The organism is Conexibacter arvalis (genome assembly GCF_014199525.1).
GTDB classification, from domain to species: Bacteria; Actinomycetota; Thermoleophilia; order Solirubrobacterales; family Solirubrobacteraceae; genus Conexibacter; species Conexibacter arvalis.
In genome coordinates this window covers 182,688-194,231 of sequence record NZ_JACHNU010000008.1, presented here as the reverse complement: position 1 = coordinate 194,231, position 11,544 = coordinate 182,688, and the positions used below count along the sequence as shown (strand labels likewise).

The following is an 11,544-nucleotide window of genomic DNA, read 5'->3' as shown; positions in this document are numbered from 1 at the left end:
GCTTCCCCATAATCGCCCGCCCCAACGACGAAGGGAGCGGGAAGATGGGCACGGGAGAGCACGCGGTCGTGATCGCCGGAGGCGGCCCGACGGGGATGATGCTGGCGGCCGAGCTGACGCTGGCCGGAGTCGACGCGGCGATCGTCGAGCGGCGCGCCGAGGCGAGACTCGAGGGCTCGCGGGCCGGCGGGCTGAACGCCCGCACGATCGAGCTGCTCGACCAGCGCGGCGTCGGCGAGCGGTTCGTGTCGCAGGGGCAGGTCGCGCAGATCCACCGCTTCGGCGCTCCACTCGACATCGGCGACTTCCCGACGCGCCGGCCGTACGGCCTGGCTCTGTGGCAGCGGCGCTTCGAGGAGATCCTCGCGGCCTGGGTCGAGGAGCTGGGGACGCCGGTCCTGCGCGGCTGCGAGGTGACGGGCTTCGCACAGGACGGCGAGGGCGTCGAGGTCGCGCTGGCGGACGGGCGGTCGCTGCGCGCCCGGTACCTCGTCGGCTGCGACGGCGGCCGCAGCGTCGTGCGCAAGGCGGCCGGCGTCGCGTTCCCGGGATGGGACCCGGTGAGCAGCTGGCTGATCGCCGAGGCGCAGCTCCGCGACGAGTCCGAGGTCGGCAAGGTCCGCAGAGACGAGAAGGGCGTCTACGCGATCGGCCGGCTCGACGACGGGCACGTGCGGATCGTGGTGCGCGACGAGCAGCTCACGCGCGCCGCGCAGCCGAGCCTGGCGGACCTCCGCGGAGCCATGCGCTCGGTCTGGGGCACCGACTTCGGGGTCCACGACGCCCGCTGGATCTCGCGCTTCACCGACGTCGCGCGACAGGCGGAGTCCTACCGCGTCGGCCGCGTGCTGCTCGCCGGCGACGCGGCGCACGTGCAGGCGCCGATGGGCGGGCAGGGGCTCAACACCGGGGTGCAGGACGCGGTCAACCTCGGCTGGAAGCTGGCGCAGGTGGTGCGCGGCGTCTCGCCGGAGCGCCTGCTCGACAGCTACCACGCCGAGCGCCACCCGGTCGCCGCCCGCGCGCTGCGCTCGACGATGGCGATCACCGCGTTGATGCGCGCCGACGCGCGCAGCGAGGCGCTGCGCGACGCCGTCGCCGAGCTGATGCGCCTGGAGGAGCCGCGGAGGGCGATGGCGGGCGCGCTCTCGGGGCTCGACATCCGGTACGACGTCGGCGACGGCCACCCGCTGCTCGGACGGCGGATGCCCGACGTCGACCTCGTCACCGGCGACGGCCCGCGGCGGGCGTTCGACCTGCTCCACGAGGCCCGTCCGGTCCTGCTGAACCTCGGCGCGCCCGGCGCCGTGGACGTCGGGCCGTGGGCCGATCGCGTGCGACTGGTCGACGCCACGTGCGAGGGACCGTGGGAGCTGCCGGTGCTCGGCGCCGTGCCGGCGCCCGGGGCCGTCCTGGTCCGACCGGACGGCCACGTCGCCTGGGTCGGCGACGGCGACCCGGGCCCGCGCGCGCTGATCGACGCGCTGGGCACCTGGTTCGGTCCGGCGACCGGGCCTCGCGTCGCGCGCTCCCGCCGCGCCGCGCTGAGCAGCTGGTTCGGTCCGGCGGCCGGGCTCCGCGGCCTCCCGCTGCGCGCCGCGCCGGACCGCGACTAGGCGGGAACGGCGATGACGGGCTGACGCGACCGGTCCGCGACGCGGCTGGCGAGCGGGCGCCGCAGTCGGGACATCCGGCGGCGGCGGCGCTGGCCGACGACGACCCAGGCGTCGCCGTCGTCGCCGTCGACCGGCTCGGCGAGCGTCGCGACCGGGTCGCCGGAGCGCTCGGCGACGTGGAGCGCGACGCCGCGCCCGACGGCGGCGCGCCCAGCGCGGCGACGGCGGCGCTCCTCGTCGTAGCGCTCCCATCCGGTCGGCCGCGTCCGGGCGCGGGTCTGGTGCAGGAGCACGACCTCGGCGTCGAGCGCGAAGGCGAGACGCCCGGCCGCCGCGGTCGCCGCCTGGGCGGCGGCGCTGCCGTCGCAGCCGACGACGATCCGCTCGACGCGGGCGCTCGTCGCCTCCTCGGGGACGAGCGCGACCGGGCAGGGCGGGGCGGCGGCGAGCTGCCGCGCGACGCCCGACCGCCAGATCTCCGTCAGCGCGCCGCCGCGCCCGCTGCCGACGACGAGCAGGTCGCAGCCCTCCTTGGCGGCCAGCCGCGCGAGGGTGGGGGCGACCGGGCCGTGCTCGATGCGCACGCTCACCTGCGCGCCGGTCAGCTCCGCGAGGGAGCGGGCGCGCTCGGCGAGCGCGTCCGCGGTGTAGCCGGCGGGCTCGGGCAGCGGCGCCCGCGCCCTCGCACCGCGCGCCGTCGCCGGCGGCTCGACGACGTGGACGACCGTCAGCTCCGCGCCGAGGCGGCGCGCGACCCCCGCGGCGAAGCACGCGGCGGCGAGCGACGTCGTCGAGTGATCCAGTCCACAGAGAAGTCGCATCACGTGACCATGCCAGCGCCGCGGCGGGGTGCGCATGCGGTCGTGAGCCCATCTTTCCGCGCGGGAGCGCCGCGCCGGCGATCAGCGTTGATCCGGGCACGCATGCCGTGCTCAGATCAGCACTGAGCAGGCTGCGCGCTCACGGCTTCGCGACCATCAGCCACAGCACGACGAGCATCGCGATCGCCGAGGCGGCGTTGGCGAGCAACGAGGCGCGGTCGTCGAGCAGGGCGCGCAGCGCGTCGTTCGGCGGCCGGCCGTCGGTCCGCAGCCGCTCCGCCAGCTCGCGCGCCTGCCGCGGGCGGCGGCCGCCGGCGGCGCCGAGCACGAGCGAGACGACGAAGAGGGCGATCGCGGTGCGCAGCCAGCCGGTGTCCCAGGCGAGGTGCTGGATGCTGACGAGCCACGCCCCGGCGCCGACGACGAGCAGGGCCGCCGGGGCCGCGAGCAGCACGCCGGTCCGCGCCAGCCGCAGCAGCACGACGACCGCCTCGGTGCTCTCCTCCCGTCGCGCCCGCGCATGCGCGACCGCCGCGATCGCGATCCCGGCCAGCAGCGCGATCACGCCGAGCAGGTGCAGGAACAGCGCGACGTCGCGCGCGCCGGACCCGCTCAACGGCGCTGCTCCGGCATGCCGGCTTCGCGTCGGGGGGAGCGCATCGCGCACAGCCTCCCACACGCGCCGGAGGACACCGGCGCCGGAGCGCGACCGGCGTGTCGCTGCTCCTACGACAGCATCGCCTTCGACGAGCTGTGGTCGCGCGTGCCGGACGGCGGGATCGGGAAGTTGCGGTCGAAGAGCTGATCGGGGTCGTAGCGCGCCTTCAGCTCGCGCAGTCTCGCCAGCGTCGGCTCGGGGAAGGCGTCGTGCAGCCGCTCCGGGCGACGGTCGGTGTCGAAGCTGAGGTAGAGCCCATGCTGGAGCGGCAGCAGCTCGGCGTCCCACAGCTCGTCGAGCCGGGCAGCCGAGCGGCCGACCGCGTTCGCCGAGAACTGCTGGCTGCGGTGGGCGTACGCGGTCGCCAGCGGGGCGACGTCGTTGACGGCGCCGCCGACGGAGCGGACCTGCAGCAGCGGCACCTCGCCGGAGCCCAGCAGGCGCGCAAGCGCCTCGGCGGCCGGGGCGTCGAGGTGGTCGAGCAGTCCGGCGCGGACGCCGCCGAGGCCGCCGCCGACGTGGTCGCCGCCGTGCGGCGGGATCACGTTCGGGTACGGCAGGAGGTGGGCGCGCTGGTCGAGCACCGGGCCGGCCTCCAGCAGCGGCGCGAGCGCGTCGGCCGCGGCCTGCGCGTCGTCGCCCGCGTAGACGCTGTAGGCCTGCGCGAACGCGGGGCCGCGCCCGCGGTTCACGACCGTGATGAAGCTCGTCAGCTCGCGCGGCGCCCGCTCGATCGCGGCGCCCCATCTCGTCAGCAGCGCGGCGGCCTCGCTCGCGTCGTAGACCGTCGTCGCGAGCACGACGTCGCCGACCGGGTACGCCTCCAGCTCCAGCCCGGTGACGATCCCGAAGTTGCCGCCCGCGCCGCGCACCGCCCACAGCAGGTCGGGGCGCTCCTCGGCGTCGGCGCGCACGCGGCTGCCGTCGGCGAGCACCATCTCGGCTGCGACGACGTGGTCGATCGTGAGGCCGTGCCTGCGCACGAGCAGCCCGATGCCGCCGGCGGTCGCCAGCCCGCCGACGCCGACGTCGCCGTAGTCGCCCGAGCTGATTCCGAGCCCGTGCCGGCCCAGCTCGCGCGCGACGTCGCCCCAGCGCGCGCCGGGACCGAGCCGGACGCGGCCGGTCGCCGGGTCGAGCAGCGTCACCTCGTCGAGGCGGCCGAGGTCGATCACGACGCCGCCGTCGTCGGTCGAGCGGCCGCTGATGCCGTGACCGCCACTGCGGACCGCCAGCGGCACGTCCTGCTCGCGCGCGTAGACGAGCGCCTCCCGTGCCTGCTCTGCGTCGCGCGGCCGCAGCACCAGGCCGGGCGAGCCGCGGTGGACGTAGCTGGAGCGGACCGAGCGGTAGGCGCGGTCGCCGGGCTCGACCGCCTCGGCGGCGAGTGACGGCGGCACCGCCTCGTAGTCGATTCCCGGGCGCCGCTCGGCCAGCGCCTGCGGCCCGCGCACCGGTGCCGTGGAGGTGCCGGCGGCGGCCCGCTCGCGCGCGACCGCCTCGCGGACGGCGGGCGCGACCTCCGCGCCGAACGTCTCGATCAGCCGCGGCTCGTCGCCCATCACGAGGAAGGTGCTGAAGCCGTGCTCGCGCACCAGCTCGACCAGCTCCTCGACCCACTGCTCGGGCGGTCCCTGCAGGAAGCCAGAGCCGGCCGGGCCGAAGCCGCCCTTGATGTTGAGCAGCCGGCGGATCTCGCGCGGGTCGCGGCCGGCGGCGCGGGCCGCCTCGTCGATCGCCGCGTTGGCCGGCGCGATCTGCTCGCGCGGGAGGTAGGGGAGCGACGGCAGCCAGCCGTCGGCCTTGCGGCCGGTCAGCCGCAGCATCCGCGGCTTGTAGGCGCCGAGCCAGATCTCGACGTCGTGCGCCGGCGCCGGCCCGCGCTTGGCGCCCTGCACGCGGTAGTGCTCGCCGTCGACGCGGACGCCGCCGCGCGCGTCGGCATCCCAGACGCCGCGGATCACGTCGATCGCCTCGTCGAGCGCGTCGACCGCCTCGCCCGGCGTGCGGCGCGCGCCGCCCATCGCCTCGACCCCCTCCCAGAAGGCGCCGGCGCCGAGGCCCAGCTCGAAGCGGCCGCCGGAGAGCAGGTCGAGGCTGGCCGCAGCGCGCGCGGCGACCGCCGGCTGGCGCAGCGGCAGGTTGAGCACGTTGGGCGCGACGCGCAGCGTCTCGGTCTGTGCGGCGACCCATGACAGCAGCGTCCAGGTGTCGAGGAACGCCGGCTGGTACGGATGGTCCTGGAAGGTGGCGAGATCGAGGCCCGCGCGCTCGGTCAGCCGCGCGAGCGCGACGGCCTCCTGCGGCCGCGCGCTCTGCGGCGTGATGAACGTCCCGAAGGCGAGCTCGTGCCCGTAGTCGGCCATGTGCCTGATCCTCTCGCAGGCGACTCGGATGTTCGCAGTCGCAAGGTGGGTAGTAGCTACTTCGAAAATAGCAGCAGCTAGCGCGCTACGATCGATCGATGGCCGGACCGCCCGCCTCGCACGACCCCGCCGCCTGCGTCCCCGCCTCCGAGGCGCTCGGACGGGCCTTCAGATTCCTCGGCAAGCGCTGGAACGCGGTCGTGCTCGGGCGCCTCAGCGTCGGGCCGGCCGGCTTCCGCGAGCTGGCGCGCGCGCTCGACGGGATCAGCGACAGCGTCCTCTCCGACCGGCTCTCCGACCTCGCCGCGGGCGGCCTGATCGTCCGCACCGTCGACGCCGGCCCGCCGGTGAGCGTCTCCTACGCGCTCACCGACCGCGGCCGCGCGCTGATGCCGGCGCTCGACCAGATCGCCGTCTGGGCGCAGGAGAACCTGCCCGCGGAAGGCAGCTAGGCGGCGCCGCGCGGGAGCGGTGCCGCGCCGTGGCTGACGCGGTCAGCCGCGCAGCGCGCGGCCGGTCGCGACGGTGGCGGCGCCGTAGGCGAGGTGGGGGACGAGGTCGGAGACCCAGTCGGCGGCCGACCAGCTGCGGGGATCGGTCGTTCTCAGCAGCGCGCTGCTCGCGTCGGTCGCCGTCATCACGACGACGCCGAGCGCAGTGGCGGCGAGCGGCCACGGGAGGCGCCGGGCGACCGGCTCGGCGGCGCACCACGCGACGCCGCCGAGCATCCCGGTGAGGTAGCCCATCAGGACGCTGGCCGCGCTCGTGCGCTGGGCGGCCGCCTCGCCCTCGCCGAGCGAGATGCCGGCGCGCCCGGCGAGCCTCCGAACGTCCTCCTCCGGCAGGCTGCTGGCCGGCCGCGCACGGACGAGCATGTCGGCGTAGGTCACGGCGTTGAGCGCCATCGTCCCGACCGCCCCCGCGGCCAGGCCGTGGGCGATGCGCGATCCGATCGACGCGACCACGCCGGCCGTCTCGTCCCCCGTCACGGTCGCTGATCTCGATGGCCGGCCCACGTCGCGAACCTCTCCGCCTTCACCGCTCCGCAAACCGGAGTCGCCGTCGCGGACGCTACCCGGCGCCGCGCAGCACCGCGTCGACCCGCTCGGCGAACGCCTCCGCGTGGCTGCCGAAGCCGCCGATTTCGACATGATCGGCTGCGACCGCCCGGGAGATGTCGAGAACGCGGCGCCGGCTCCGACTTCCCCGGCAATCGCGTCCACGGAGGGCGCGCCCGACGATGGAGGGAACGCCGTGAAGTACATGCTGCTGATCTACAACCGGCCGGGCTTCGTGACGGAGCTGAGCGAGCGGGAGCGGACCGGGCTGTTCGGCGAGGTCGACGAGCTGATGCGCGAGCTGACCGAGTCGGGCGAGCTGATCGGCGGGCAGGCGCTCGTCGACCCGTCGCAGGCGCGCACGGTGCGGGGTGGCGACGGCGGCGGCGCGGTCGCGACCGACGGGCCGTTCATGGAGAGCAAGGAGCAGTTCGGCGGCTACGTCGCGATCGACTGCGAGAGCGAGGAGCGGGCGCTGGAGGTCGCGCGCCGCTGGCCCGACGTGCGCTACGGCGGCGCGATCGAGGTGCGGGCGATCATGGGCGACGGCGCGGCGGAGACGTGACTCGCGACGAGCGCCGGATCGAGGACCTGCTGCGCGCGACGGCGCCGCGGGTCCTCGGCGCGCTCGTGCGCCGCCACGGCCAGTTCGACCTCTGCGAGGAGGCGGTCCAGGAGGCGCTGCTCGCCGCCGCGACGCGCTGGCGGCAGGACGGCCTCCCCGACGACCCGCGCGCGTGGCTGACGACCGTCGCCGACCGCCGCGTCGTCGATGCGATCCGCAGCGACCGCGCGCGCCGCGACCGCGAGGCGGCCGTCGCGGCCGAGCGCGAGCGGGAGGAGGCGGCCGGCGGCGCGGTGCCCGAGCACGACGGCGCCGCCGCGGAGGACGACGCGCTGAAGCTGCTGCTGCTCTGCTGCCACCCGAGCCTCACGAGCGCCTCGCAGGTGGCGCTGACGCTGCGCGCCGTCGGCGGCCTGACGACGGCGGAGATCGCGCGCGCGTTCCTCGTGCCGGAGGCGACGATGGGCCAGCGGATCAGCCGCGCCAAGCGCCGCATCGCCGACGCCGGCGCGCGCTTCGAGCTGCCGACCGAGTGGGAGCTGCCGGCGCGGATCGAGGCGGTGCGCCAGACGCTCTACCTGATCTTCAACGAGGGCTACACCGCCTCGAGCGGACCGGACCTCGTCCGCCGCGAGCTGACCGGCGAGGCGATTCGCCTGACGCGCGAGCTGCTGGAGCTGCTGCCCGGCGACGGCGAGACGACCGGCCTGCTGGCGCTGATGCTGCTGACCGACTCCCACCGCGACGCCCGCACCGGTCCCGACGGGGCGCTCGTGCCGCTCGACCAGCAGGACCGCGCGCGCTGGGACCGGGAGCAGATCGACGAGGGCGTCGCGCTGATCACCGGCGCGCTGTCGCGCGCGCCGGTCGGTCCCTACCAGATGCAGGCGGCGATCGCGGCCGTCCACGCCGAGGCGCCGACGGCGCATGCGACCGACTGGCGCCAGATCGCCGCCCTGTACCGGCTGCTCGAGCGGCTCGCGCCCGGGCCGGTGGTCGCGCTCAACCACGCCGCCGCGGTCGCGATGGCGGAGGGCCCGGAGGCCGGCCTCGCCCGCCTGGCCGCGCTCGAAGGCGACGAGCGGCTGGCCGGCAGCCACCGGCTCGCCGCCGTCCGCGCCCACGTGCTCGAGCGGCTCGGCGACCGCGAGGCCGCGGCGCGCGACTACCTCGCCGCCGCGCGCGGCACGACCAGCCTGCCCGAGCAGCGCTACCTGCAGGCGCAGGCGGCGCGGCTGGCCGGCCGTTGAGCGGGTCAGCCGCCGGCGTCGTCGGCCAGCAGGCGGTTGATCGTCAGCAGCACGGCGAAGGTCATCACGACGATGAAGACCAGCGCGAGCACGACGGTGCCCCAGCTGAGCCCGGTCGCGATCCAGCCGACGAGCGCGACGACGAGGATCGTCGGCACGACGAAGATCATCAGCAGCGGCGCCGTGGCGGCGGAAGGGGGGCGGCCGGACTTCGACTGTGCAGCCTGCAGCCGGCGGGATGGACTTGGCATGTGTCTCCTTCGGTTTCGAACGCTGGCCCGATGAGGCCCGCGACGGTTGGTCTCGGTCGGGGAGGCTCGCAGGCCGTAGCACCTGACCATCTCACGCTCGAGGAGGCATCAGCATGAGGTCGCGACACCATTCTCTCGGCAGTCGCATGCGGCCATGCGCACGCGGGACCGCCCGGTGCCTGCCCGGGCGCATCGGCGACCGGCGCCTATGATCGCCGTGATGGGCGGCGCTCGTCGCGCGGCCCGACGGAATCCGATTCGGTGTCTCGAAGTGAACAGAAGGAGCAGTGACAGATGACAGGTGCGCTGCGCCTGCGGGCCGTGCGGCTGCTCGTCCTGGCCGTGCTCGCGACGGCGGGGCTCGTCGTCATCTCCGGCTGCGGCGGCGACGACGACGCCGGCGGCGCCGCCGCGACGACCGGCGGCGGCGCGAGCGGGACCGGCGAGGTCGCGAAGCTGACGCTGCAGTACAACTGGACGGTCGACGAGGGGCTGATCGGCGAGGTCGCCGCGATCGAGCGGGGCTTCTTCGCCGACGAGGGGATCGAGTTGGAGATCCGACCGGGCGGTCCCAGCAACGACGGCGTCGCCTCGGTCGCGTCCGGCCGCGCGCAGCTCGGGATCGCTGCCGAGAGCCCGCCGGTGATGCTCGCCGCCTCGCAGGGGATCCCGGTGCAGGCGTTCGCCGCCCAGCTGCAGGCCCATCCGTACGCGTACTTCGCGCTGCCGGGCACGAAGCTCGACAGCGCGGCCGACCTCAGCGGCAAGACGGTCGGCGTGCCGCCGCCCGCGGTCGGCATGCTCGACGCGTACCTGAAGGACAACGGCATGACGAAGGACGACCTCGCGGGCGTCACGTCGGTCTCCTTCGACGTCGGGCCGCTGCTGCAGAGACGGGTCGACGTGTGGGGCGGCTGGCTGACCGACCGCGCCCAGCTGAGACTGCTGCCCGACGGCTACCACGTGCTCAGATACGCCGACAGCGTCCCGCTCTACGGCGGCGTCTACTACGCCAACCCCCGCTTCCTCGACGACGAGCCGGAGCTGGCGCAGGCGTTCATGCGGGCGGCCGCGAAGGGCTGGCGGTTCGCGCGCGAGCATCCGCAGGAGGCGGCGCGGATCTTCGTCGACGCCTACCCGAACGCGGAGGGCAAGTCGACCGTCGAGAGCATCGTCGAGGCGGAGCGGACGCTCGCGCCGTTCATGTGGACCGACGCCAGCGAGCGCGACGGCTACGGGACGATGACCGCCGACGCGTGGCAGCAGCAGCTCGACCTGTGGGAGCAGACCGGGCAGTTCGACAGAGGCGACGTGCCGACGGTCGACGACGTGATGACGCTCGACGTGCTCGACGCGACGAGGGATGCTCGGACCGCCGGCGACTGAGCGCACGACGGCGATCTCGATCGACGGGCTCGCCGTCGCCTTCACCTCCAGGCGCACGACCGTCACCGCGCTGGAGGGCGTGACGCTCGACGTCCGCGAGCGCGAGCTGCTCTCGATCCTTGGCCCCTCCGGCAGCGGAAAATCGACGCTGCTGCGCGTGATCGCCGACCTGATCCCGGCGAGCGCGGGGCGCGTCGCGGTGCTCGGCGGCACGCCCGCGAGCGCCCGCCGGGCGCGCGCGATCGGCTTCGTCTTCCAGCATGCCGAGCTGCTCCCGTGGCGGACGGCGATCGACAACGTCAAGCTGCCGCTGCAGGTCGGCCGCCGCCGCGCGAAGGCGGCGTCGGGAGGCGAGCAGGCCGACCCGCGGGAGCTGCTCGAGCTGGTCGGCCTCGGCGACCGCGCCGACGCCTACCCGCGCCAGCTGTCGGGCGGCATGCGCCAGCGCGTCGCGATCGCCCGCGCGCTCGTGACCAGACCCCGCGTCCTGCTGATGGACGAGCCGTTCGGCGCGCTCGACGAGATCACGCGCGAGGCGATGAACCGCGAGCTGCTGCGGATCTGGCGGGAGACGGGGACGACGATCGTCTTCGTCACCCACTCGATCTCCGAGGCGGTCTTCCTGTCGCAGCGGATCGCGGTGCTGACGCCCCAACCCGGGCGGCTGGCCGGGACGCTGCCGGTCGACCTGCCGGCCGACCGGCGGCCGGAGATCCGCGACACGCCGGAGTTCGTCGCGGTCGCCGCGCAGGCGCGCGCCCTGCTCGAGGGCGGCGCGCGACGATGAGGAGCGCGGCCGACCTGCGCGGCGCGCTCGCCCGCGGCCTCGTCGCGCTGAGCGGGATCGCGGGCGGGATCGCGTTGTGGTGGGCGGTCGTGACCGTCTTCGACGTCGCGCCGTACGTCGTGCCGCCGCCGGGCGACGTCTGGAGGTCGTTGACCGGCGACTTCGGGCTGCTGATGGACAACCTCTGGCCGACGGCGCAGGAGGCGCTGCTCGGCTTCGCGATCGGCAACGTGCTCGCGATCGCGATCGCGATCGTCTTCGTCCACAGCAGGACGGTCGAGCGCAGCTTCTTCCCGGTCGCCGTCTTCGTCCAGACGCTGCCGCTCGTCGCGGTCGCGCCGGTGCTGGTGCTGATGCTCGGCAACGGGATGGCGCCGAAGGTGGTGATCGCGGCGCTGATGACGCTCTTCCCGACGTTGGTCAACATGGTGCGCGGCTTCAACGCGATCAGCCCGCAGACGGTCGAGCTGTTCCGCGTCATGTCGGCGTCGAAGGCCGACCTGTTCTGGCGGGCGCGCACCTACGCCGCGCTCCCGTTCCTCTTCACCGCGCTGAAGATCGCCTCGACCTCGGCGGTGATCGGCGCGATCGTCGCCGAGTGGATCGGCGCCGACGAGGGGCTCGGCTACCTGATCATCAACGCGACCTACAACTTCCAGACGCCGCTGCTCTATTCGACGATGATCGTCGCCTCGCTGTTCGCGCTGCTCCTGTTCGCCCTGATCGGCATCGTCGAGCGCCTCGTCGTCACGTGGGAGGACGACGGCTGAGCCGATCGATGGCGGT

The 11,544-nt window shown here is 75.1% G+C and carries 12 protein-coding genes; 7 read left to right on the top strand and 5 right to left on the bottom strand.

Annotated features, from left to right (window positions below):
* The first annotated feature begins 44 nt into the window (after nt 1-44).
* Nucleotides 45-1,616, top strand: a complete 1,572-nt coding sequence (locus BDZ31_RS21740; protein WP_183345079.1) for an FAD-dependent monooxygenase — start codon at nt 45-47, stop codon at nt 1,614-1,616.
* Here the strand turns inward: BDZ31_RS21740 and BDZ31_RS21735 are convergent.
* From BDZ31_RS21735 to BDZ31_RS21725, 3 genes are all read right to left on the bottom strand, one after another.
* Nucleotides 1,613-2,437, bottom strand: coding sequence for a universal stress protein (locus BDZ31_RS21735; RefSeq protein ID WP_183345077.1), 825 nt, complete (start codon nt 2,435-2,437; stop codon nt 1,613-1,615). The genes BDZ31_RS21740 and BDZ31_RS21735 overlap by 4 nt on opposite strands.
* 139 nt (nt 2,438-2,576) lie before the next feature.
* The gene (locus BDZ31_RS21730) at nt 2,577-3,053 is read right to left on the bottom strand and encodes a DUF2269 family protein (RefSeq protein WP_183345075.1); all 477 of its coding nucleotides are present in this window, start codon (nt 3,051-3,053) and stop codon (nt 2,577-2,579) included.
* A 110-nt stretch (nt 3,054-3,163) separates the two neighbouring features.
* Nucleotides 3,164-5,461, bottom strand: coding sequence for an LLM class flavin-dependent oxidoreductase (locus BDZ31_RS21725; protein ID WP_183345073.1), 2,298 nt, complete (start codon nt 5,459-5,461; stop codon nt 3,164-3,166).
* A gap of 98 nt (nt 5,462-5,559) precedes the next feature.
* Between BDZ31_RS21725 and BDZ31_RS21720 the strand changes: the two genes are divergently transcribed.
* On the top strand, nt 5,560-5,913 hold the full coding sequence (locus BDZ31_RS21720) for a winged helix-turn-helix transcriptional regulator (protein ID WP_183345071.1): 354 nt from the start codon (nt 5,560-5,562) through the stop codon (nt 5,911-5,913).
* A 42-nt stretch (nt 5,914-5,955) separates the two neighbouring features.
* Here BDZ31_RS21720 and BDZ31_RS21715 read toward each other — a convergent pair whose 3' ends face one another.
* Nucleotides 5,956-6,450, bottom strand: a complete 495-nt coding sequence (locus BDZ31_RS21715; protein ID WP_221243244.1) for a hypothetical protein — start codon at nt 6,448-6,450, stop codon at nt 5,956-5,958.
* A 265-nt stretch (nt 6,451-6,715) separates the two neighbouring features.
* Between BDZ31_RS21715 and BDZ31_RS21710 the strand changes: the two genes are divergently transcribed.
* On the top strand, nt 6,716-7,084 hold the full coding sequence (locus BDZ31_RS21710; protein WP_183345069.1) for a YciI family protein: 369 nt from the start codon (nt 6,716-6,718) through the stop codon (nt 7,082-7,084).
* A complete protein-coding gene (locus BDZ31_RS21705) occupies nt 7,081-8,334 on the top strand; it encodes a sigma-70 family RNA polymerase sigma factor (RefSeq protein WP_183345067.1) in 1,254 nt (417 codons plus the stop codon). The genes BDZ31_RS21710 and BDZ31_RS21705 overlap by 4 nt, the downstream gene beginning before the upstream one ends.
* A gap of 5 nt (nt 8,335-8,339) precedes the next feature.
* Here the strand turns inward: BDZ31_RS21705 and BDZ31_RS21700 are convergent, their stop codons facing one another.
* Nucleotides 8,340-8,585: a hypothetical protein gene (locus BDZ31_RS21700; protein WP_183345066.1), complete on the bottom strand. Its 246-nt coding sequence runs from the start codon at nt 8,583-8,585 to the stop codon at nt 8,340-8,342.
* A 294-nt stretch (nt 8,586-8,879) separates the two neighbouring features.
* On the opposite strand from BDZ31_RS21700, the gene BDZ31_RS21695 reads away from it, so the two are divergent.
* From BDZ31_RS21695 to BDZ31_RS21685, 3 genes are read left to right on the top strand one after another with little or no spacing between them, the layout of a single operon-like run.
* Entirely contained in the window at nt 8,880-9,971 is a 1,092-nt protein-coding gene (locus tag BDZ31_RS21695) for an ABC transporter substrate-binding protein (protein ID WP_183345064.1), read from the top strand.
* Nucleotides 9,949-10,758 carry an ABC transporter ATP-binding protein gene (locus BDZ31_RS21690; protein ID WP_183345062.1) on the top strand — a complete coding sequence of 270 codons (810 nt, stop codon included), beginning with the start codon at nt 9,949-9,951 and terminating at the stop codon, nt 10,756-10,758. The genes BDZ31_RS21695 and BDZ31_RS21690 overlap by 23 nt, the downstream gene beginning before the upstream one ends.
* The gene (locus BDZ31_RS21685) at nt 10,755-11,528 is read left to right on the top strand and encodes an ABC transporter permease (RefSeq protein ID WP_183345059.1); all 774 of its coding nucleotides are present in this window, start codon (nt 10,755-10,757) and stop codon (nt 11,526-11,528) included. The genes BDZ31_RS21690 and BDZ31_RS21685 overlap by 4 nt, the downstream gene beginning before the upstream one ends.
* Nucleotides 11,529-11,544 lie beyond the last annotated feature (16 nt).